General features: G+C 29.4%; 20 protein-coding genes. 17 read left to right on the top strand and 3 right to left on the bottom strand.

Going from position 1 to position 22156, the window contains the following annotated elements:
* The first annotated feature begins 2 nt into the window (after nucleotides 1–2).
* The 6 genes from metG (at nucleotide 3) to ACYQ1U_RS02800 (ending at nucleotide 6300) form a co-directional block, all read left to right on the top strand.
* Nucleotides 3–1907 carry a methionine--tRNA ligase gene (gene metG / locus ACYQ1U_RS02825; RefSeq protein WP_459884075.1) on the top strand — a complete coding sequence of 635 codons (1905 nt, stop codon included), beginning with the start codon at nucleotides 3–5 and terminating at the stop codon, nucleotides 1905–1907.
* Complete coding sequence (locus ACYQ1U_RS02820) at nucleotides 1907–2782, top strand: hypothetical protein (RefSeq protein ID WP_459884072.1); 876 nt, start codon at nucleotides 1907–1909, stop codon at nucleotides 2780–2782. Before metG ends, ACYQ1U_RS02820 begins: the two co-directional genes overlap by 1 nt.
* A complete protein-coding gene (locus ACYQ1U_RS02815) occupies nucleotides 2775–3344 on the top strand; it encodes an NUDIX hydrolase (RefSeq protein WP_459884069.1) in 570 nt (189 codons plus the stop codon). The genes ACYQ1U_RS02820 and ACYQ1U_RS02815 overlap by 8 nt, the downstream gene beginning before the upstream one ends.
* A gap of 152 nt (nucleotides 3345–3496) precedes the next feature.
* Entirely contained in the window at nucleotides 3497–4861 is a 1365-nt protein-coding gene (locus ACYQ1U_RS02810; protein WP_459884067.1) for a phosphomannomutase/phosphoglucomutase, read from the top strand.
* 173 nt (nucleotides 4862–5034) lie between these two features.
* Nucleotides 5035–5883, top strand: a complete 849-nt coding sequence (locus tag ACYQ1U_RS02805) for a DnaJ C-terminal domain-containing protein (protein ID WP_459884064.1) — start codon at nucleotides 5035–5037, stop codon at nucleotides 5881–5883.
* A gap of 42 nt (nucleotides 5884–5925) precedes the next feature.
* Nucleotides 5926–6300: a heat shock protein transcriptional repressor HspR gene (locus tag ACYQ1U_RS02800; protein ID WP_459884061.1), complete on the top strand. Its 375-nt coding sequence runs from the start codon at nucleotides 5926–5928 to the stop codon at nucleotides 6298–6300.
* A gap of 225 nt (nucleotides 6301–6525) precedes the next feature.
* Here ACYQ1U_RS02800 and ACYQ1U_RS02795 read toward each other — a convergent pair whose 3' ends face one another.
* Entirely contained in the window at nucleotides 6526–9141 is a 2616-nt protein-coding gene (locus tag ACYQ1U_RS02795; protein WP_459884059.1) for a YhdP family protein, read from the bottom strand.
* Between the two features lie 178 nt (nucleotides 9142–9319).
* On the opposite strand from ACYQ1U_RS02795, the gene mltG reads away from it, so the two are divergent.
* The 11 genes from mltG to ACYQ1U_RS02740 all read left to right on the top strand — a co-directional run bounded on the left by mltG (nucleotide 9320) and on the right by ACYQ1U_RS02740 (nucleotide 20170).
* Nucleotides 9320–10264 (top strand): endolytic transglycosylase MltG, encoded by a 945-nt coding sequence (gene mltG / locus ACYQ1U_RS02790; RefSeq protein ID WP_459884057.1) that lies wholly within the window; start codon nucleotides 9320–9322, stop codon nucleotides 10262–10264.
* A gap of 158 nt (nucleotides 10265–10422) precedes the next feature.
* Nucleotides 10423–12645 carry an NADP-dependent isocitrate dehydrogenase gene (locus ACYQ1U_RS02785; protein ID WP_459884055.1) on the top strand — a complete coding sequence of 741 codons (2223 nt, stop codon included), beginning with the start codon at nucleotides 10423–10425 and terminating at the stop codon, nucleotides 12643–12645.
* Nucleotides 12646–12681: 36 nt separating this feature from the next.
* Entirely contained in the window at nucleotides 12682–13632 is a 951-nt protein-coding gene (gene mdh / locus ACYQ1U_RS02780; RefSeq protein ID WP_459884053.1) for a malate dehydrogenase, read from the top strand.
* Nucleotides 13629–14489 (top strand): fumarate hydratase, encoded by an 861-nt coding sequence (locus ACYQ1U_RS02775; RefSeq protein WP_459884050.1) that lies wholly within the window; start codon nucleotides 13629–13631, stop codon nucleotides 14487–14489. The genes mdh and ACYQ1U_RS02775 overlap by 4 nt, the downstream gene beginning before the upstream one ends.
* 9 nt (nucleotides 14490–14498) lie before the next feature.
* Nucleotides 14499–15053, top strand: coding sequence for a Fe-S-containing hydro-lyase (locus ACYQ1U_RS02770; protein WP_459884047.1), 555 nt, complete (start codon nucleotides 14499–14501; stop codon nucleotides 15051–15053).
* A gap of 43 nt (nucleotides 15054–15096) precedes the next feature.
* Nucleotides 15097–16269 carry an ADP-forming succinate--CoA ligase subunit beta gene (gene sucC / locus ACYQ1U_RS02765; RefSeq protein ID WP_459884045.1) on the top strand — a complete coding sequence of 391 codons (1173 nt, stop codon included), beginning with the start codon at nucleotides 15097–15099 and terminating at the stop codon, nucleotides 16267–16269.
* The gene (gene sucD, locus ACYQ1U_RS02760; RefSeq protein WP_459884043.1) at nucleotides 16269–17150 is read left to right on the top strand and encodes a succinate--CoA ligase subunit alpha; all 882 of its coding nucleotides are present in this window, start codon (nucleotides 16269–16271) and stop codon (nucleotides 17148–17150) included. Before sucC ends, sucD begins: the two co-directional genes overlap by 1 nt.
* Before the next feature lie 163 nt (nucleotides 17151–17313).
* Nucleotides 17314–17613 (top strand): 4Fe-4S binding protein, encoded by a 300-nt coding sequence (locus ACYQ1U_RS02755; RefSeq protein ID WP_459884040.1) that lies wholly within the window; start codon nucleotides 17314–17316, stop codon nucleotides 17611–17613.
* Nucleotides 17613–18758 carry a 2-oxoglutarate synthase subunit alpha gene (locus ACYQ1U_RS02750; protein ID WP_459884038.1) on the top strand — a complete coding sequence of 382 codons (1146 nt, stop codon included), beginning with the start codon at nucleotides 17613–17615 and terminating at the stop codon, nucleotides 18756–18758. Before ACYQ1U_RS02755 ends, ACYQ1U_RS02750 begins: the two co-directional genes overlap by 1 nt.
* A 24-nt stretch (nucleotides 18759–18782) precedes the next feature.
* Nucleotides 18783–19610 (top strand): 2-oxoglutarate ferredoxin oxidoreductase subunit beta, encoded by an 828-nt coding sequence (locus ACYQ1U_RS02745; RefSeq protein WP_459884035.1) that lies wholly within the window; start codon nucleotides 18783–18785, stop codon nucleotides 19608–19610.
* Nucleotides 19611–19612: 2 nt separating this feature from the next.
* The gene (locus ACYQ1U_RS02740; RefSeq protein ID WP_459884033.1) at nucleotides 19613–20170 is read left to right on the top strand and encodes a 2-oxoacid:acceptor oxidoreductase family protein; all 558 of its coding nucleotides are present in this window, start codon (nucleotides 19613–19615) and stop codon (nucleotides 20168–20170) included.
* A 156-nt stretch (nucleotides 20171–20326) separates the two neighbouring features.
* Here ACYQ1U_RS02740 and ACYQ1U_RS02735 read toward each other — a convergent pair whose 3' ends face one another.
* Nucleotides 20327–21172, bottom strand: a complete 846-nt coding sequence (locus ACYQ1U_RS02735; RefSeq protein ID WP_459884031.1) for a 4-hydroxythreonine-4-phosphate dehydrogenase — start codon at nucleotides 21170–21172, stop codon at nucleotides 20327–20329.
* Between the two features lie 68 nt (nucleotides 21173–21240).
* On the bottom strand, nucleotides 21241–22155 hold the full coding sequence (gene pdxA, locus ACYQ1U_RS02730) for a 4-hydroxythreonine-4-phosphate dehydrogenase (protein WP_459886374.1): 915 nt from the start codon (nucleotides 22153–22155) through the stop codon (nucleotides 21241–21243).
* Between the last annotated feature and the right edge of the window lies 1 nt (nucleotide 22156).

The raw sequence follows: 22156 nt of genomic DNA, 5'->3' as shown, positions 1-22156 counted from the left end.
ACATGGCGGATTGTAAAACATACTATTTAACTACACCGATTTATTATGTAAACGATGTTCCACATATTGGACATGCATATACTACAATAATAGCTGATGCTATTGCGAGATATAGTAGACTAAAGGGAATTGATACATTTTTTTTAACAGGTACTGATGAACATGGTCAAAAAATAGAAGAAGCAGCAAAGAAAAGAGGTAAATCTCCAAAAGAGTATGCTGATGAAATTAGTGCAAAATTTAAAGAATTATGGGATGAGTTTGAAATAAGTTATGATAAATTTATTAGGACTACTGATCCTGAACATAAAAAAGGTGTTCAAAAAGCATTTCTTGATATGTATAAAAAAGGAGATATTTATAAAGACTACTATGAAGGACATTATTGTGTAAGTTGTGAGAGTTTCATTGCACCAAGTCAACTTGTCAATGATGAGCTATGTCCTGATTGCGGAAAACCTACAAGAATAATTAAAGAAGAGTCATACTTTTTTAAACTTTCAAAATATCAAGATAAACTTTTAGATTGGTTAAAGAATAAAAAACCAATTTTACCTGAAGCTAAAGCTAATGAGGTTATTAGATTTGTAGAAGAGGGGCTAAAAGACCTTTCAATTACTAGAACTTCGTTTGAGTGGGGTGTAAAGCTTCCACAAGAGATTAATGACCCAAAACATGTAGTTTATGTTTGGTTGGATGCATTGTTTAATTATCTTACGGCTCTTGGATATGGAAGTGATGATGATAGTTTAGTACAAAAACATTGGCCTGCAAGACTTCATATTGTTGGAAAAGATATATTGAAATTTCATGCTGTTTATTGGCCAGCGTTTTTAATGAGTATAGGATATGAGTTGCCAAAAAAAATAGCAGCTCATGGATGGTGGACAAGAGATGGTGAAAAGATGAGTAAAAGTAAAGGCAATGTGATTAATCCAAAAGAAGTGGCTGATGCATATGGAATTGAAAACTTTAGATATTTTCTACTTAGAGAAGTACCATTTGGTGCGGATGGAGATTTTAGTGAAAAAGCTCTTATAGATAGAATCAATAATGATCTTGGAAATGACCTTGGAAACCTATTAAATAGAATTATTGGAATGGCATATAAGTATTTTGATGGAAAAGTTGAAAGTCAGAGTGTTCTTAAATATTATGCTAATGAATTAAATGAAGCAAGAGAGATAGTTAAAGATTTAGAAGAAACATATCTTTGGAAAATGCAAATTCATAAGTTTTTAGAAGAGTTATGGAGAGTACTAGCAATAGGAAATAAAGTAATTGATACATATAAACCATGGGAACTTATGAAAAATGGAGAAACTGAAAAAGCAGCAGCGCTAATTGGACTTATTGCAAATTTATTAGCACTTGTAGCTGTAAATCTTCATGCTTTTATGCCTAAAACTACACAAAAAATAGCTAATGCTTTAGGATTTGAGATTAATACTGAAAGTTTTAAAAAAATTATGAGTGGAGTTCTTCTTGATGACTTTACTATCCAAAAAATTCCTCCGTTATTTCCAAAAATTGAAAAACCTTTAATGAAAAAAGTAGAACCTAAAAAAGAAGAGCCACAAAATATTATTACTATTGATGAATTTTTTAAAGTGGAATTAAAAGTTGGCACGGTAATCAAAGCTGAAGAAGTTAAAAAATCAAAAAAACTACTTAGACTTGAAGTAGATTTAGGAGAAGAAAAGCCTCGTCAGATTGTAGCTGGTATTAAAGAATATTATAAACCAGAAGATCTTGAAGGAACTCAAGTGTGTGTAGTAAGTAACTTAAAACCTGCAAAGCTTATGGGGTTAGTTAGTGAAGGAATGTTGCTTGCTGCAAAAGATGAAGACGGCTTAAGCTTAATTCGTCCAGAAAATCCTAAAAAAGTTGGAACTCAAATAAAATAATGAAAATTGAAACACTTACAAACTTAATAGGGGGCGAACTTATAAATCGCCCTTATATTAGCGAAGTTGTTCATTTCACAAAAAACGTCAATGAAGTAAGTAGGGGCAGTTGTTTTTTTGTAACAAATATTTCTGATATTGCACAAGCTATAAAAAATGGTGCTTATGCAATTATAAGTGAAAAGGATATAGAAGTTTTAGATAAAGAGATAGCTTGGATAAAAGTAGATAGTTTAAAAAAAGCAATATTTAATATCTTTAAGTATGAGAATTTACAGCATAAAATATATTTAGCAGATAAGATAACCCTAATGCTTATAAAAAAAATGAATTTAGATAAAAGAGTTGTTGTTTTAGAAAAAGAAGAAGATTTTTTAAAAGCAATAAATTTAACTGAAAAATTTTTAATTATGAGTGAAAATGATGAAAGTAGAGTCTTTGCAAATACTTCAAAATTAACTTCAAAAGAACTTAATATAAATAAAATTTCGCTTTTTAAAAGTGAATTTAGAAATAGCGAGATAAATCTGCCTTTTATATATAAAAAATCATTTGAGAAAGCTATAAATTTTTTTGAAAGCAAGAGTATTAAATATACTTTAGAATTTGAGCTTGATAGATTTAGACCTGTTTTTGTTAATTCATTTTTAGAAGAAGTAGAATATGGCAAAAGTGATAAAGTAATTATAACCGGTATAAAAAATGATGAGATTTTTTTTGATGAGTTAAATTATATTATAGATAATACAAAACATGCAAAAACTATTTTTGTAAAATCTCAAAAAGAATTAAATAAAGCATTTAATTTTGCAGTGGCAGTTGACTTTGAGTTTGTGCCAATGGAAAGAAAAGAAAAAGGTCTTTTTGATGATTAAAGTTGAAAAAATAAAAGAATTAGGGAAAGGAAAATATCTTAATTTAAAAGAAGTTTTTTTTAATTATAAAGGCAAAATAAGACGTTGGGAAGTCTGCAAATCAATGGATAGCGTAGCAGTTTTGATATATGATAAAGATTTAGAATCAATTATTTTAGTAAAACAGTTTAGACTTCCTGTATATTTGAAAAATAATGATGGCTATACTTATGAGTTATGTGCTGGTATTTGTGATAAAGATAAATGTAGTTTAGAGATAGCAAAAGAAGAAGTTTTGGAAGAGTGTGGATATGATGTAGATGTTTCTAAAATTAAAAAAATTACTTCAGCTTGGGCAAGTGTAGGAAGTAATGCAGCAAGACAGAGTATATACTATGTAGAAGTTACTCAAAATGAAAAAGTAAGTAATGGTGGTGGGATAGATGATGAGGATATTGAAATTTTTGAGTTGAAGACAAGTGAAATTGAGAAATTTATATTTGATGAAAATAAAGTAATTACACCAAGTGCTAAGTTTGCTTTGCTTTGGTGGATACATTATAAAATGGAAAATGGACAATGAAAAAAGGTTAATAGAGGTTAGTAAAGGTTAGTAGGGGTTAGTAAAGGTATTAAAGGTTAGTATAGGTTATAGAGGTTATAATACTTCTAATACCTCTACAACCTCTAATACCTCAAATACACCAATATACAAATTAACAAAAAAGGACACTAATGAAACATATTTTTAGAGAGTATGATATTAGAGGTATTTTTGGTGAAGATTTAAAAGAGGATATTGTAAAAAAAATTGGCTATTTTCTTGGTAAAAAAATTGATAAAGAGTATGTTTTAATAAGTTATGATGCAAGAGTTCATTCACCTATACTTCATAATTGGCTTGTTAGTGGATTAAATAAAGCAGGAAAAAAAGTTATAAGTGCAGGGTTACTTCCAACTGGAGCAAATTATTTTGCAAACTTTAGACCACTGTGTTTGGAGAAAAAAGGAAAAACTTATGTAGGTGGAACTATTCAAATAACAGGTTCTCACAATCCTCCAGAATACAATGGATTTAAAATTACAATTAATAAAGCTCCTTTTTATGGAAAAGATATTTATACTTTAGGGGATGAGGTAATAAAAAGTAACATTGAAATAGAAGATAATTTTGAAGTAATTCAATATGACTTAAAAAGTGATTATATAGATTATATTTCAAATCAGTTTTCACACTTAAAAGGGCTTAATCTTAATGCGGTGTTTGATTTAGGTAATGGGGCTGCTGGTGTAGTGCTTAGGAGTATTCTGGAAAAAATTGGTATAGAAAATTACGAAGTTCTTTTTGAAAATCCAGACGGAACTTTCCCAAATCATCACCCAGACCCAACTGAAGAAGAAAATCTAAAATGGGTAAAAGAAAAATTAAAAGAAGGTAAAAAATTTGCTTTTGCATATGATGGTGATGCTGATAGAATTGCTTTTCTTGATAAAAAATATAATTATAAAGGAGATATTTTAGCTTACTTTTTTGCTAAGAAAATGAAAAATCCGTGTGTTATAAGTGAAGTAAAAGCAACTCAGGTAATGTACGACGAAATAAATAAATTTGGACAAGCTATTATGTATAAAACAGGCCATAGTAATTTAAAAACACTGCTTAAAGAAAAAAAAGCTGATTTAGCAGCAGAAGTTAGTGGGCATATTTTCTTTAATGATAGATATTTTGGAATAGATGATGCAATATATGTTACATTTAGAATAATTGAGCTTATAAAAGAAGGTTTTGATTTTATAAAAGAATTTGAAAAACTACCAAAAGTTTATAATACAAATGAAATAAAAATAAAGACTACAGAAGATAAAAAATTTAAAATCATAGAAAACCTTAAAGAATATTTAAATGAGAATAAAGTAGCTCTTGGAATAAAAGAGTTAGTAGATGTTGATGGGGTAAGAGTAATATTTGATAATGGTTGGGGACTTATTAGGGCAAGTAACACAACGCCTGTACTTGTTACAAGATTTGAGGCTAAAAGTAAAGAAGAATTAGAAAATATAAAAAATCTTCTTACAAATACTCTTCAAAATTTTCTTTAGCCTTTTTTTATTTTGAGACAAATTTTTTAAATATGTAATATTTCTGTAATAAAAATTATTATAGTATATACCTTAACTTTTCTTTATTTAACAAAATTGATTGACTTTTACTCAATTTTGTTGTATAATTCGCCTATATCAATAATAGGTGTAGCATATGTGAAGGAGGGGAAATGGCAAAGAGTTTATATGAAGTTTTAGGTGTTAGTGAAAATGCAACCCAAGATGAAATAAAAAAAGCTTATAGAAAATTAGCAAGAAAGTATCACCCTGATATTTGCAAAAGACCTGAATGTGAAGAGAAATTTAAAGAAATTAATACTGCTTATGAAATTTTAGGGGATCCTGAAAAAAGAAAGCAGTATGATCAATTTGGTGATACTATGTTTAATGGGCAAAACTTTCAAGATTTTTACAGACAACACAAAGATGTGGACTTAGAAGAAATACTAAATTCAATCTTTGGTGGTGGATTTGGCAAAAGCGGATTTGGAAGTTTTGGCGGATTTGGAGATTTTGGATTTGGTGGTGGATTTGCTCCAGATTTAGATGTACATGCAAAAATTCAAGTGCCTTTTGATTTATCAGTAAATGGAGGAGTTTTTACAATTAATTATAATGGAGAAACTATTAAGATTAAAATTCCAGAAGGTTTAAAAACAGGACAAAAATTAAGAGTTAAAGGAAAAGGTAAAACCTTTCAAGGACATAAAGGTGATTTGATTCTTGAGATTGAGGTTTTACCATCAAATGAGTGGGAGAGAAAAGGTAATGACTTATATAAAAAAATAGATGTTCCTTTAAAAACTATGATATTTGGTGGTAAAATAGGTGTGGATACATTTAAAGGGCATATAAACGTAAAAGTGCCTAAAAATTCAAAAAGTTGTCAAAAATTAAGAGTTAAAGGTTATGGGGTAAAAGATGGGGATTTATATCTGGAACTAAGGCCAATTTTACCTAAAGTTGAAGAAATAGATCCTGATTTAGCGAAAATGATGGAAGAAAAACTTCCGTCGTAGTATAAATAAATTTGAGTGCATTGCGGAAGAAAGGAGGTTAAAATGTATGGATATGATGAACCAGTATATTTAATAAGTGTTGTTAGTAAAATATTAAATATACATCCGCAAACATTAAGACAATATGAAAGAGAAGGTTTGATTAAACCCAGTAGAACTGAAGGTAAAATGAGGCTTTATTCTCAAAGGGATATTGATAGACTAAAGCTTATTTTATCTTTAGTAAGAGAACTTGGGGTTAATTTGGCTGGAGTTGAAATTATTCTTCAATTAAAAGAAGAAATTGAAAGACTTCAAAAAGAGATTGAGAGTTTGAAAAAACAGCAGGGGCAAATTCCAAGAAATAGAAGTGTAGTAATAAGAAAAGAGAACTATCAATTAATATTAGTTCCAGAGCATAACGAAGAGAGAATATAGCTCTCTTTGTTAAAATAACGTGAATTCGATATAAAAATGAAACTAAAAAAAGTGTTTAAATAAAGCGAAACAATAGCAAATTTTAGCGAAGTAAAAGCGTTAAAAAAAGTGCACTAAACCCGCAGGGCAGTATAGCTGTTTGCACTTTTTAGCTTTTACGAAGCGTTAAAAAATTTGCTCTTTTGTTGAGTGCATTTAAACACTTTTTGTTAAATCGAACTCACGTTAAAATATATTAAATGGAAGAGTAATTGCTCTTTTAAATAACTCAAATGGAGTTAATAATATATTTTTCCCAATATCTTGTGATACTTTAGGATTGTCTACATCTCCTTTAACAATAATTTTTACATTAATACTTCCATCTTTTCCAAATAAAATATAACTTAAACCTTTTCCGATGATAGGAATTTTTTTAATTTTTATTTTGAGATTAGCTGTTAATTTTAAATTAATAAATTTCTTATTAAAGTCAATATAACCTTTTCCAATAAAATCGATGTTTGCTCCTATTATTTTTATTTGTTTTAAATATAAAATATCATTATAGTATAAATAATCAATATAACCTTTTTTGATCTTATATCCTTTTGCTGAAAATCCAGGTGAACTAATTGAGAGTAGTGAAGGAATGGTGTTTAGAAAAGCTATAATATTGTTTAAGACAACAAGTTCTTTTACTATTCCTTTTTTTATATAAATTTTACCTGTGTAAAAATCATCAGGAGATTTAACAAATACAAAATCTAAATTTATATTTTTAAAGTTATTAAAAAAGTCAAGAAGTGCTACTAACTCTTCTTTTTGATAGTTTTTACCTTCCATTAAAAAATATTTTCTTTTTGAGTATCCTTTTAGTGAACTATTTTTATATTTTGAAAAAATTTTCAAATTTTTATTGTATGTTATTTTAGCTTCTTGAGATAAAAATTTATGTGAATCATAAATAAAACTTGAATTTAGAGCATTAATAGTTAAAGATGTATTTGTTGTTTTGCTTTTATTTTTGAAAAGATTATTTAAATTTTTATATATAAATATTAATGTTTTTGCATTTAATATTACATTAGAAAGATTAATATTTATATTTGTTAAATTTTCTATATTAGCAATTATAAATTTATTTTCAATAGTAACATTATTATTTTTTATATTAATTTCAGCATTTAATGAATCAGGTTTTTTTTGGTTCATTATTAAAGGTTTAGTTAATAGAATATTTCCTTTTATTGATACTGCGTTTTTTGATATTTTTATATTTATATTTCCATCTTTTATTATTTTATTAAATGGAGTATAGTCAATAATATTTTTTATAGATAAAATAAAAAATATCTTATTTTTTAAATCTGCTATAATGTTTGAGTTTATAAAATAAATAAACATATCATCTAAATTTATTGCTATTTTTTCTTTATATGAATTAATATCTAATAAATTTGCAATATTCAATTTTTTTATAAAAATAAAAGTATTTATGAAATTTTTATTAGTTTTAATTTTAGCATTAGCTTTAAGCTTGCCATATTCAAAAGGAATATAAAAAGACTTAATAATTGTAGTTGAATTATAGTCTTTAATATTTGAGTTTAAGCTTTTATACGAAAATAAGTAGTTTTTATATTGAAATATTGAATTAGTAGAGTTTATATCTATATTCCAAGATAAGCTTTTTTTATTAATGAAATAGCTTAAACTAGCTTTTACTTTATTTTTTCCTTTTAATTGTGTTATAGGAAGAGAAATATTAAAATCTTTTAATGTATTTTTTAGGGTTTTATTTATTTGGATATTGTTTGAAATAGTTTTTAAAGTTAATTTTTCTTTTTCATAATTTATAAATATAGGAGAAAACTTTATGTCATTAATATTAAGATCAGTAATTACTGCTTTTTTTGATGTTGGGTTTATGAGAGAATTTGATATTTTGAAATTTATATTTTTATAGTTTCCTTTTATATTTGTAATTTCTATCCTGTTTTTATAAAAGTAAATAATATCATTATAAATTTTTAAAAGTTTGTTTTTTAGATGGTTATTTGAAACTTGAAAATATATAAAATTATTATACTTTGAAAAAATGCCATTTTCTCCTGTAACTAAATAATCTTTAAAAAATAATGAAACTTTTTTACTACAAAAATTTAAATTATTTTTATTTTTAAATATTAAATTGTTATCGTTTGCTTTTATATTATAGTTTTTATATAAAAATGATAAGTGATTATTATTTGCAACTAATATTTTTTCTTTTATAAAATAAGTTGCTTTTAAGTAATTGAGATTAATATTTTTTAATAATGAAATTTTAGGTATTTTTAAAGTTTCAAGTTCAAGTTTTATTTTTTTATTGTTTATATCAATTTTTCCATTATTTCCATTAAATTCTATATTTTTATATAAGGTTTTTAAATAGTCAAATTTGGTTTTTATTTGAAAAAGAGAGTATTTGAGTTGATATTTGATTAAAACAGATAAGTTTTTTATATTAGTTTTAATATTTTTAAAATTTGTTTTAAAGTTTTTAGCATTTATGTTAAGAGAAAGTGTATCATTTTGATCAAGAGTTCCGTCTAATGTTATTTTGTTGTGGTTATAAAACCAATTAAGTTTAAAATTTATATTTTTATTATATGATATTAGTCCATTAATATTTGATATATAAGTATTATCATATCTTATATTAAAATTTTGTATTATGGTATTGTTTTTATAGCTTAAAATCTTACCATAAAGTAAGAAATTGTTCGTAAATACTTTTAAAATTGAATTGTTATATTTTATTAAAGGAATTTTTACTTTTTTATATTTAATATCAGTAAATTCTAATAATTCAAACAAAGTTGAAATTTTGGACAAATAATATATCTTTTGATGAATGGTTGTAATATCTTTGTTTATTTTTTGTGTTTGCTTTATTGTGATAGAATTCGCTCTAAAAATTAGTTTTTTATTAATTTTGATAAAAGCTTTTTTTATATATAAATTATTTAATTTTATATTATGAAAGGTGAGGCCTTTGAATAATGAAATAAACACTACTACTAAAAAATATATTGTTACAAAAATAATTGCAGCAATAGAAGGGCTTTTGCTATTCATTATCTTTATCCTTTTTTATTTAACAAGAGATATAGAAACTTATAGAGTTATTTATGTTCCAAAAGGTAGCACAAATTATACAATAAAAGTGTTACAAAAAAGTGGTGAAGATATAAATTTATTTGACAAAATTTTTATAAGAATGTTTGGATACCCGCAGGCTGGATGGATAGATCTTAAAGAAACAAAAATGACAAAGCTTGATTTTTTATTTCGTTTAACTAACTCAAAAGCAGCTTTAGTAAAAGTTACAATTATTCCAGGAGAAACCAATTACTTTATTTATAAACAAATAGAAAGAAAATTAAAACTTCCAGGATTTAAATGTAATATTGATGAAGGATTTATAAAACCAGATACTTATTTTTTGCCAATAGGTATGCAAAAACAAAGAGCTTGCGAGTATTTATATAACAAATCATTAAGATGGCATAAAGAAATTAGTGAAAAATTTTTAGGAGTTTGGAATTATAAAGTATATAAACAGAAATTAATAATTGCTTCAATAATTCAAAAAGAAGCGGCCAATGTAAAAGAAATGCCTTTTATCTCAGCAGTTATTTATAATAGGCTTAAAAAACGAATGAAGTTACAAATGGATGGTGCACTAAATTATGGAAAATATTCTCATATTAAAATCACTTCAAGTAGATTAAGAAATGATAAAAGTAAATATAACACTTATAGGTATTATGGCTTACCACCAGAGCCAATATGTGTAGTTAGTAAAGAAGCAATAAAAGCAGCGTTTTTTCCAGCTAAAGTTAAGTATTTATATTTTGTAAAATGTGGTAAAAAACATTTATTTTCTGTTTCTTACAGTCAGCATCTGAAGAAAATAAAAAAATGCAATTTTAAGTGAAAAGTTAAAATTAAAAGTGAAAAATAACATTTTACTTTTAACCATTAATTTCAACTTAATTGTTACTTTTAGTGACAAAAATGTTTCCTAAAATAATAAAGTTGTTACTTTTTGTACAAAAATAGGTAAAATTTGAAAAACAAAAAAAAGGAGAGAGTATGGCACAGCCAACAATAGTATGGACAAAAATTGATGAAGCACCATATCTTGCTACATTTAGTTTACTTCCAGTAATGGAAGCATTTACAAAAGATGCAGGGATTAATTGGGAATTAAGAGATATTTCTCTTGCAGGAAGAGTTATAGCTGAGTTTAGTGATATGTTACCTGAGAATTTAAGACAACCTGATGAGCTAGCATATTTAGGTGAACTAGTTAAAAAACCAGAAGCAAATGTAATTAAACTACCTAACATTTCAGCATCAATACCACAACTTGTTGCAACAATTAAAGAACTTCAAAGCCAAGGATATCCACTTCCAGATTTTCCAGAAGAACCACAAAATGCAGAAGAAGAAAAAATTAAACTTAAATATTTAAAATGTGTTGGAAGTAACGTTAACCCAGTACTTAGAGAAGGAAACTCTGATAGAAGACTAGCAGAACCTGTTAAAAACTATGCAAAAATGCATCCACATTCAATGAAACCAGTTGATAAAGATTGTAAATCATATGTAGCTCATATGGAAAAAAATGATTTTTATCAAAATGAACAAAGCTTTACTTCAGATAAAGACCAAAGTGTAATTATTGCATTTGAAGATGAAAATGGAAATAGAAAAGAACTTAAAGAAGTAGCAGTAGAAAAAGGTGAAGTATTCTCAGCTTCAACTTTAAGTGTAGAAGAGCTAAGCAAATTCTTTGATAAAACAATTAAAGAAGCAAAAGAAAAAGATATTCTATTTAGTTTACACGTTAAAGCTACAATGATGAAAGTTAGTGACCCAACTTTCTTTGACTATGCAATTAGAGTATATTATAAAAAACTATTCGATAAATTTGGTAAAGAACTTGAAGAGATTGGATTCAATCCAAGAAATGGATTAATTGATCTTGAAAACAAACTTAAAAAACTTCCAGAAGATAAACAAAAAGCAATTAAAGAGACTCTTGAAGAAATCTATAAAGAACAACCAAGACTATATATGGTAGATAGTGATAAAGGAATTACAAACCTTCACAGACCAAATGATGTAATTGTTGATGCTTCAATTCCAGCTGTTATTAAAAATGGCCTAAAAGGTTGGGGACCAAGCGGTGAAGTAGAAGATACAGTAATTACAGTTCCAGATAGAACTTATGCGAGAATGTATAAAGAAATTGTTGAAGATATTAAAAAACATGGTCAATATGACCCAACAAAAATTGGAACAGTTCAAAATGTTGGTCTTATGGCTAAAAAAGCTGAAGAGTATGGAAGCCATGATAAAACTTTCTTTGCACCAAGCAATGGTAAATTTTTAGTACTTGATAAAGATGGAAATACTATTTTTGAATTTGAAGTAGGAAAAGGGGATGTATTTAGAGCATATTCTGCAAAAGATATTGCTATTAAAGACTGGGTAAGACTTGCAGTAGAAAGAGCAAAAGACAGTGGATATCCTATTGTATTCTGGCTTGATAGCAACAGAGCTCATGATGCGCAGCTTATTAGAAAAGTATTAGAATATTTACCACAACATGATTTAACTGGAGTTGAGTATTATATTATGGCTCCAGAGCAAGCTATGAAATTTACACTTCCTAGATTTAGAGCAGGACTTGGAACAATTAGTGTAACTGGAAACGTACTTAGAGATTATTTAACAGACTTATTCCCAATTATTGAAGTTGGTACAAGTGCAAGAACTCTATCAATTGTTCCATTACTTGCAGGTGGAGGACTTTATGAAACTGGTGCTGGAGGAAGTGCACCTAAACACGTAGAGCAATTCATTAAAGAAGGTCACTTAAGATGGGATAGTTTAGGTGAGTTCCTTGCAACTGTTGAATCACTAAAACTTGCTAGAAAACAAGGTGCAAATGAAAAAGCTGAAATTATTGCTGAAGCTCTAAGTAGAGCAGTTGGTAAATATCTTGAAAATGACAAAACTCCAAAAAGAAAAGTTGGACAACTTGATAATAGAGGAAGCCATTACTATCTTGCAAGATATTGGGCAGAAGAACTTGCGAATTGCGGTGATAGCGAGCTTGAAGCTAAATTTAGACCAGTTGCAAAAGAATTAAAAGAAAATGAAGAAAAAATACTTGCTGAAATTGCAGCAGTAGAAGGTAAACCAGCTGATATTGAAGGATATTATCATCCTAATGAAGAGAAGCTAGAAAAATTTATGAGACCAAGTGAAACTTTCAATAAAATTATTGATGCTTTAAGAGGATAATCCCTTTTGGGATTATCTTTTATTTAAAGGATAAATATGTCTAATAAAGTATCAATTATCGGTGCAGGAAATGTAGGAAGTATAGTGGCATATTCTCTTGCAATGCAAGGGCTTGCTCATGAGATAATTCTTGTTGATAGAGATAAAGATAGAGCAAAAGGTAAAGCTCTTGATATGAGTCATGCAGCAAGTGCCGTGAGAAGCCATTCCATTGTAAGAGCAGCTGAAAGTTATGAGGATGTAGCTGATTCTAAGGTAGTAGTTATAACTGCTGGTTTTCCGAGAAAGCCTGGAATGACAAGAGAAGATTTACTTTTAAAAAATGCTGAAATTATGAAAGATGTAGTTTCGCAAGTAAAAGAAGTTGCTCCAGATGCTGTGCTGATTGTAGTATCAAACCCTCTTGATGCAATGACTTATACTGCCCTCAAAATATCAGGTTTTCCTCGTGAGAGAGTAATTGGAATGGCTGGAATTTTAGACAGTGCAAGAATGGCGTATTTTATTTATGAAAAGCTTGGATATGGTGCTGGTCAAATTAGAGCTAGTGTAATTGGTGGGCATGGTGATTTTATGGTGCCACTGCCTAGATATTCTACAGTTGCAGGAGTGCCACTAAGTGATTTATTAAGTCAAAAAGAGATTGATGACGTAGTGGAACGTACTCGTCACGCAGGAGCAGAAATTGTTGGATATCTTAAGACAGGAAGTGCATATTTTGCTCCAGGAAAGTCAACAGCTATTATGGTAGAAGCAATCCTTAGAGATTCAAAACAGATTTTTCCATGTGCAGTGTTACTTAAAGGAGAATATGAAGTTGATAATGTTGTAAATGGTGTTCCTGTAATGCTAGGGCGTGATGGAGCTGAAAAAGTAATAGAAGTTACACTTAATCCTTGTGAAAAAGAGCAATTTAGAAAATCGACTGTTGCTGTTAAACAGATGATAGATATTTTAGAAAAAGATTTCTTTAAAGGAAGCAAATGAGAGTAATAAAATATGATACTATAGTGAAAGCAATAAAAGATATGATTGTTTATTCAGCAACTCATCTTTCACCTGATATGAAAAAAGCACTAGAAGAAGCTTATAAAAATGAAAAAAGTGAAGTAAGTCGTGCAGTATTATCACAACTTCTAGAGAATGCTAAAATTGCAGAATCAGAATGGAAACCTTTATGTCAAGACACTGGTCTTGCAATATATTTTGTAAAAGTTGGTGAAGATGTTAAAGTAGAAGGCGGAAGTTTAAAGCAAGCTATTTATGAAGGTACTGAAAAAGGATATAAAGAAGGATACTTAAGAGCTTCAACTTGTGATTGCTTTACAAGAGCAAATTTAAAAGAAAAAGTAGGTTATAATCTTCCACCAGTAATTTATTTTGACATTGTTCCTGGAGATAAAATTGAGATTGAATTTGCTGCAAAAGGTGGGGGAAGTGAAAATGTAAGTCGCGCTACAGTTTTAGCACCTGCTCAAGGAAAAGAAGGTATTAAAGAGTTTGTTAAAAAAGTTGTAAGTGATGCAGGTCCAAATCCTTGTCCTCCATTAGTAGTAGGTATTGGTATAGGAGGAAGTTTTGATATGGCAGCGGTTATGAGTAAACATGCACTATTTAGAGATATAGGAAGTGTTAACCCAGATAAAGAGTTAGCTGAGTTTGAAGCTGAATTAAAAGAAGAATTAAATAAACTAGGAATTGGTGCAATGGGAATGGGTGGAACCGAAACAGTTCTTGCTGTTCATATCGAAACATATGAAAACAGAATGTGTCATATAGCATCACTTCCTGTTGCTGTAAATATTCAATGTCATAGCAGTAGACATACACATATTACAATATAAAGGGAAAAAATGGCTGAGTATAGATTAAAAACTCCATTAACTGATGAAGATGTAATAAAATTAAAAGCAGGGGATATAGTTTATCTTACTGGGACAATTTATACTGCAAGAGATGCAGCACATAAAAGATTAGTAGACTTAATTGAAAAAGGAGAACCGCTTCCTTTTGAGCTTAAAGGAGCGGTAATTTATTATGTAGGCCCAACTCCTCCAAAACCTGGAGAACCTATTGGTAGTGCAGGTCCTACAACAAGTTACAGAATGGATTCTTTTGCTCCAATTTTAATTGAAAAAGGCCAAAAAGGAATGATTGGTAAAGGTAAGAGAAACGAAGCAGTAAAAGAGGCTTGTAAAAAACATAAAGCTGTTTATTTTGGAGCAGTTGGAGGAGCAGGAGCACTTTTAGCAGAGAGAATAAAATCAGCTGAAGTTATTGCATATCCTGAGCTTGGACCTGAAGCAGTAAGAAAACTTGAAGTAGAGGATTTTCCTGTAGTGGTAGTTAATGATAGTTATGGAAATGATTTGTACGAGCAAGGTAGAAAAGAGTGGGAAAATAAGTAGCCAAGTTCCAAGTTATTAGTATAAAAAAATGAAAGGAGATTAAATGAATATACATGAATATCAAGCAAAAGAGATTTTCAGAAAATATGGTGTGCCAACTCCAAGAGGAGGTGTTGCATTTAGTGGCCCTGAAGCTAGAAAAGTAGCTGAAAGTCTTGGAGGAGACTTATGGGTTGTTAAAGCTCAAATCCATGCTGGTGGTAGAGGAAAAGCTGGTGGGGTTAAACTTGCAAGAAGTCTTGACGAAGTAGAAAAGCTTGCAGAAGATATGATTGGAATGACTCTTGTAACTCATCAAACTGGACCAGAAGGAAAAGTAGTAAAAAAAGTTTATATAGAAGAAGGCGCAGATATTAAAGCTGAATATTATCTTGGAATGGTACTTGATAGAGCACTTGAAATGCCTGTAATGATGGCTTCTACTGAAGGTGGAATGGAAATTGAAGAAGTGGCAGCTAAGACACCAGAAAAAATTATTAAAGTAGCAATAGACCCAACTATTGGTTTTCAGCCTTTTCATGCAAGAAAATTAGCTTTTGGATTAGGACTATCTAAAGAAGAACAAAAAGAATTTATTAAATTTGCAACTGCACTTTATAATGTTTACGTAGATAACGATGCAGAGTTAATTGAAATTAACCCATTAATTAAAACTGGTGATGGAAGATTTTTAGCACTTGATGCTAAAATGGGATTTGATGATAATGCTTTATATAGACATCCTGAAATTGCTGAAATGAGAGACTTAGATGAGGAAGAATCAACTGAAGTTGAAGCTAAAAAATACGGCCTAAGCTATATTAAACTTGATGGAAATGTTGGATGTATGGTAAATGGTGCAGGTCTAGCTATGGCTACAATGGATATTATTAAACACGAAGGTGGAGAACCAGCTAACTTCTTAGATGTTGGTGGTGGAGCAAATCCAGATACAGTTGCTAAAGGATTTGAAATTATTTTAAGTGATCCAAATGTAAAATCTATTTTTGTAAATATTTTTGGTGGAATAGTAAGATGTGACAGAATTGCAAATGGTATTTTACAAGCTACTGAGAAAGTAGAGGTAAATGTACCAGTTGTAGTTAGACTTGATGGAACAAATGCTGAGGAAGCTGCTGAAATTCTTAGAAATGCAAATATTAAAAATATTATTCCAGCAACTGATTTAAAAGATGGAGCGGTTAAAGCTGTAAAAGCTGCGAAAGGAGAGCTATAATGAGTATTTTAGTAAATAAAGATACAAAAGTAATTGTGCAAGGATTTACAGGAAAAGAAGGTACTTTTCACGCAGAACAATGTATGGCGTATGGTACTCAAATCGTTGGAGGTGTAACTCCAAACAAAGGAGGAATGACTCACCTTGGAAAGCCTGTATTTAATACAGTTGAAGAAGCTGTAAAAACTACAGGAGCTACTGTTAGTATGATTTTTGTTCCACCTGCATTTGTTGCAGATGCTGTTATGGAAGCGGCAGATGCTGGAATTGAACTAGCTGTAATTATTACTGAGGGTGCTCCTGTAAAAGATATGATGATGGCAAAACATTATGCTGTTAAAAAAGGTATGATGACAATAGGTCCAAACTGTCCAGGTATTATTACAGCAGAAGAGTGTAAAATCGGGATTATGCCAGGACACATCTTTAAAAAAGGAAACGTTGGGCTAATTTCTAAGTCTGGAACTTTAACTTATGAAGCTAGTAATCAAGTTGTAAAACAAGGATATGGAATCACAACTGCTGTTGGTATAGGTGGTGACCCAATAATTGGTTTAAGTTACAAACAGTTACTTCCAATGTTTGAAGAAGATCCTGAAACAGAAGCTATCGTAATGATAGGTGAAATTGGAGGGGATCTTGAAATTCAAGCAGCAAAGCTTATCAAAGAAAAAATCACTAAGCCAGTTATTGCGTTTATAGCAGGACAAACTGCTCCTAAAGGTAAAAGAATGGGGCATGCGGGTGCAATTGTAAGTGGAAGTAAAGGTACTGCACAAGAAAAAATGGAAGCACTAAGAGAAGCTGGAGTGTACGTTGTAGAATCACCAGCTGATATTGGTGCTACTGTAGCAAAAGCTCTTCAAGAAAGAAAAAAATAAGCCCAATTTTTTGGGTTTTTTTGTTTGTAATATATAGTGACAGACACAATAGTAAATATTCAAAGTGTTACATTTTTACTCAAAATAGCTTCTATACTTTGGAAATCGGCTTTTTTCTTTTCCTTTTTTGTTATTATAAAATAAATAAAAAAAAGGAGATTAAATGGCTTTGAATATAGATTTCAGATTAAAAGCTCCAGAAAACACACCTGTTTGGGTTGATGAAAGTAAATGCAAAAGTTGTGAATTATGTGTAGATTTTTGTCCAACTGGAGTTCTTGAAATGGTTCCAGATCCACATAGTATTTTAGGTCAAATGGTAAAAGTTACACATCCTGAGTGGTGTATTGGGTGTAAAGAGTGTGAACTAGAATGTCCAGATTTTTGTATTTTTGTAGCTGAAAGAGATGAGTTCAAATTCAAAAAACTTAATGAAGTTAAAAAGTTAAAAGGAGAAGCGTAATGCCAAGAGAAATTGTAACTACAGGGAATGAGTTAGCAGCACTTGCAGCAATTGATGCTGGATGTAAGTTTTTTGGTGGATATCCTATTACACCATCAAGCGAAGTTGCTCATGAAATGAGTAAGCTTTTACCAAAAGTTGGGGGAGTTTTTATCCAAATGGAAGATGAAATTGGTGGAATTGCAGTAGCACTTGGTGCTAGTATGAGTGGTGTAAAAGCAATGACTAATACTTCAGGACCTGGTATTTCACTAAAAGCTGAGCAAATTGGTTTAGCATTTATGGCAGAAGTACCTCTAGTAATTACTAACGTTATGAGAGGTGGACCTAGTACTGGTCTTCCAACAAGACCTCAACAAGGTGATATTCTTCAAGCACAAGCGCCAACTCATGGTGATTTTCAATCAATTACACTTTGTGCAGGTAGTTTAGAAGAGTGTTATACTGAAACAGTTAGAGCATTTAATATTGCAGAAAAATTTATGACACCTGTTTTTGTGTTACTAGATGAAACACTTGGTCATATGGTTGGTAAAGCTGTGTTACCAGATAAAGAAGAAGTAGAAAAAACTATTGTAAATAGAAGAGTTTATGAGGGTGATCCTGCAACATATGAGCCTTATAATGTACCTCAGGATGAGCCAGCGATTCTAAATCCATTCTTTAAGGGATATAGATATCATGTAACTGGTCTTCACCATGGTCCAACTGGATTCCCAACTGAAGATGCTGAAACTTGTCAAAAATTAATAGACAGACTATTTAATAAAATTTTATCTAAGAGAAAAGAACTTGAAAGCTATGAAGAATTTATGCTAGATGATGCTGATATTGCAATAATTGCTTATGGAAGCGTTTCTTTAGCAGTAAAAGAAGCTATAAAAGATTTAAGAGAAGAAGGTATTAAAGTAGGACTATTTAGACCAATTACTTTATGGCCAAGCCCTGAAGAAAAAATTGATGAAGTATGTAAAAAATTTGATAAAGTATTAGTTACTGAAATGAATAAAGGACAATATTTTAAAGAAGTTCAAAGAGCAAGTGGTAGAAAAGCTGAGACATTTGATACATTATTTAAAGCGAACGGAAGACCTATAAGCCCTTCTGAAATAAAAGCAAAAATAAAAGAAATGGTATCTAAATAAACAAATAAACTATAAGGAGTAACAATGGCATTTAATTATGATTATTATTTAAGAACTGATAAGATGCCAACACTTTGGTGTTGGGGATGTGGTGATGGTATTATTATGAAAGCTATGATTAGAGCTTTTGCAAAACTTGGTTGGGATAAAAATGATATTTGTATAGTTTCTGGTATTGGATGTAGTGGAAGATTTTCAAGTTATATTGACGCAAACACAGTTCACACAACTCATGGTAGAACTGTAGCTTATGCAACAGGGATTAAATTAGCAAACCCTGATAAACATGTAATTGTTGTTGCAGGTGATGGTGATGGACTTGCAATTGGTGGTAACCATACAATTCATGGATGTAGAAGAAACATAGATATTAATTTTGTACTTATTAATAACTTTATTTACGGTCTTACAAACTCTCAAGTATCTCCAACTACACCAAAAGGTATGTGGTCAGTTACAACTCAATATGGAAATATTGATCCAACTTTTGATGCTTGTGATTTAGCAATTGGTGCAGGTGCTACATTCGTAGGAAGAGAAAGTGTATCAGAAGCTCAAAAACTTGAGAGACTATTTATTAAAGGTTTTGAGCATAAAGGATTTAGTTTCTTTGATATTCATTCAAACTGCCACGTAAACTTAGGTAGAAAAAATAAAATGGCTCAAGCAAAACAAAATATGGATTGGATTGAAGAGAACTTAATTCCAAAAGCTAAATGGGATAAATTAAGTGAAGATGAAAAATATGAACTTAAAAAACAAGGAAAATTCCCAAGAGGTATTTTATATCAAAAAGAAGAACCAGAATATTGTGAAGAGTATTATAAACTAGTTGAGAGAGTAAGGGGTTAATAATGAGAAAACAATTAAGATTTACAGGAGTTGGAGGACAAGGTGTTCTTCTAGCTGGTGAAATTTTAGCTAGAGCTTATGTGAAAGCTGGAAAATATGGAGTGCAAGTAGGTACTTATACTTCTCAAGTAAGGGGAGGGCCTACTAAGGTTGATATTATTCTAGATGACAAAGCTATTTTATATCCTTATGCAGTAGATGGGGAAATTGATTTTATGCTAAGTGTTGCAGATAAATCATATAACTTATTTAAAAATGGTGTAAAAGAGGGCGGTATTATAGTATACGAGCCAAATTTAGTTTATCCAACAGATGATGATAAAGCTAAGTGGAAAATGTTCCCTATTGAAGTTATAACAATTGCTAAAGAAAAAGTAGGTAATGTTATTACTCAATCAGTTGTAGCACTTGCGATTGCAACAAAAATGCTTGATCTTGATAAAGAATTAGTATTCCAAGCTATGATTGAAACAGTTCCTGCAAAAGCTGTTGAAATCAATAAAAAAGCTTTTGAACTTGGATACAAAGAAGCAGAGGAAGTATTAGCTAAATTCGCTTAATAATTTCCTCTTTCTCTTTTTTTGATTTACTTTATAGTGACTGTCATTAAATTTTGATAAAACCTTATATTTTATTGTTTGATAAATTCTTTTTTATTTTTTTTATCACTTATTTCAAGTAACAGAAGGATAGGAGAGGAAAATAATTATTATAAATTATTTTGAAGTAGTATTATTTATAGCATCAAGTGCTCTTTGAAGTAACTCTCCATGATATACTTCTTGACGAGAAATAAATAGTAAGAAATCACTTAACTCTTTGTTACCTATTTTTTCAGCTAATATTAAACATTGCTTTTCAGCATCCATTTCTTCTTCAATATTTTCTTTTAAAAACTCTACAATACCAATGTTTTCATATTTTTCATAAGGAATTGGCCTTGGAAGAGTTAATATTCCCATTTTGCTTGCTAGTGTAGCAAATCTTTTTAAATGATAAATAGAGTCATATGCTAAATCAGTAAAAGCTGATTTAGGTATAGCACTATTACTATGAACTTTTAGGTAACTGTAAATTGTAATTAATTCATATTCTTTAAAAGTTTCTTCCATTAAGAAAAACACAAGAGCAGCTTTAGCATTTTCATCTAATTCAATTCCAGGCAGCATTTTACTTTCATTAAATGAAGTAACTTTACCTTCTATATCAAGTTTTCTAAGTTCTTCAATAAAATAAGTGTCATCACTTCTAAATCTATTAATTGTTGGATTATCAATACCTTCATAAAGTGCTAAGTTATTGTCTAAATCATCAATTAATACTTCAAGTAAATCTTCTTCTCTTTCTTGTTTTATTTTTAAGATTTCTTTTTCATCAAAGTCCATATTAAATTTAACCCCTGCATTCACTGTATCTTGCATTGCCCATACCATATGACGATATTTAAATATTGCTATATCTTCTAGTTTTTGTCTTACATCTGCTTCTTTTACCATTACACTTGCATAAATAAATTTTATAAAGCTTTCATGTTGGTATTTGATTAATTTTGGAAAATCCATTTTTGTTCCTTTTTTATTTTATACCATTATATCTAAATAAAATAGATATAAAAGTGTTTTGATATATATCAAAGTTGAGTTTTTTCTATATACCTTATGGCATTTATAAAACTATTAATTTTAGCTTTTCCCTGATATGCTATATCAAAAGCTGTACCGTGGTCTACAGATGTACGTAAAATAGGTAAATTTAAACTAACATTTATACTTTCATCAAAATAAAGAGTTTTTAATGGAGTTAAGCCTTGGTCATGATACATAGCAATAAATACGCCTTTTTTTGATGTAAAAGCAATATCAGGTACAAGAGGACCATAGAAGATATTACTTTTTAATATTTCGTTTGCTTTAGTTATAGCTGGCAAAATTTCTTTTATCTCTTCATCTCCTAAAACTCCTCCATCTCCTGCATGAGGATTAAGACCAAGGACTCCCACTTTTTCAAACTTAGTAGAGTTATAAAAATCTATGAAAAATTTAGTAAGTTTTTCTTTTTTTATTTTTTTAGGAACTTCTTTTAATGGGATATGTTCAGTGAAAAGTGCTACATACATTTTAGGACATCCAAGCATCATTATTGCATCTTTTTTGAATATATCTCTTAAAACTTCAGTATGTCCCCTATATTTTATTCCAGCTTTACTCCAAGCTTCTTTATGGATAGGCAGAGTTGTAATAGCTTCTACTTTTTTAACTTTTGCTAATTCAATAGCTTTTATAAAACTTTTATATGAATATTCTCCTGCATCTTTATCGACAACTCCCGGTTTTATTTCAAAATCTCCATCAACCTCTGCTATTTCAAAATCATTTGGAATGTTTATATTAAGTAGATTAGCAGCTTGAATTAACATTTTTTCATTTATGCAATAAATTGGTCTCACAAATTCTTTAATAGTATTGTGTGATTTTAGAGCTATTTCAATTCCAATACCATTTAAGTCACCAATACTTATAGCTAATTTTAATTTTTTATTATTCATT

The sequence above is a fragment of the Caminibacter profundus genome (assembly GCF_054657155.1).
This window is presented reverse-complemented; position numbering and strand designations above follow the sequence as displayed.

Excerpts from the sequence above, each read along its gene's own strand:
- metG (WP_459884075.1), top strand. The coding sequence starts at position 3 with ATGGCGGATTGTAAAACATACTATTTAACTACACCGATTTATTATGTA.
- ACYQ1U_RS02820 (WP_459884072.1), top strand. The coding sequence starts at position 1,907 with ATGAAAATTGAAACACTTACAAACTTAATAGGGGGCGAACTTATAAAT.
- ACYQ1U_RS02815 (WP_459884069.1), top strand. The coding sequence starts at position 2,775 with ATGATTAAAGTTGAAAAAATAAAAGAATTAGGGAAAGGAAAATATCTT.
- ACYQ1U_RS02810 (WP_459884067.1), top strand. The coding sequence starts at position 3,497 with ATGAAACATATTTTTAGAGAGTATGATATTAGAGGTATTTTTGGTGAA.
- ACYQ1U_RS02805 (WP_459884064.1), top strand. The coding sequence starts at position 5,035 with ATGGCAAAGAGTTTATATGAAGTTTTAGGTGTTAGTGAAAATGCAACC.
- ACYQ1U_RS02800 (WP_459884061.1), top strand. The coding sequence starts at position 5,926 with ATGTATGGATATGATGAACCAGTATATTTAATAAGTGTTGTTAGTAAA.
- ACYQ1U_RS02785 (WP_459884055.1), top strand. The coding sequence starts at position 10,423 with ATGGCACAGCCAACAATAGTATGGACAAAAATTGATGAAGCACCATAT.
- mdh (WP_459884053.1), top strand. The coding sequence starts at position 12,682 with ATGTCTAATAAAGTATCAATTATCGGTGCAGGAAATGTAGGAAGTATA.
- ACYQ1U_RS02775 (WP_459884050.1), top strand. The coding sequence starts at position 13,629 with ATGAGAGTAATAAAATATGATACTATAGTGAAAGCAATAAAAGATATG.
- ACYQ1U_RS02770 (WP_459884047.1), top strand. The coding sequence starts at position 14,499 with ATGGCTGAGTATAGATTAAAAACTCCATTAACTGATGAAGATGTAATA.
- sucC (WP_459884045.1), top strand. The coding sequence starts at position 15,097 with ATGAATATACATGAATATCAAGCAAAAGAGATTTTCAGAAAATATGGT.
- sucD (WP_459884043.1), top strand. The coding sequence starts at position 16,269 with ATGAGTATTTTAGTAAATAAAGATACAAAAGTAATTGTGCAAGGATTT.
- ACYQ1U_RS02755 (WP_459884040.1), top strand. The coding sequence starts at position 17,314 with ATGGCTTTGAATATAGATTTCAGATTAAAAGCTCCAGAAAACACACCT.
- ACYQ1U_RS02750 (WP_459884038.1), top strand. The coding sequence starts at position 17,613 with ATGCCAAGAGAAATTGTAACTACAGGGAATGAGTTAGCAGCACTTGCA.
- ACYQ1U_RS02745 (WP_459884035.1), top strand. The coding sequence starts at position 18,783 with ATGGCATTTAATTATGATTATTATTTAAGAACTGATAAGATGCCAACA.
- ACYQ1U_RS02740 (WP_459884033.1), top strand. The coding sequence starts at position 19,613 with ATGAGAAAACAATTAAGATTTACAGGAGTTGGAGGACAAGGTGTTCTT.
- ACYQ1U_RS02735 (WP_459884031.1), bottom strand. The coding sequence starts at position 21,172 with ATGGATTTTCCAAAATTAATCAAATACCAACATGAAAGCTTTATAAAA.
- pdxA (WP_459886374.1), bottom strand. The coding sequence starts at position 22,155 with ATGAATAATAAAAAATTAAAATTAGCTATAAGTATTGGTGACTTAAAT.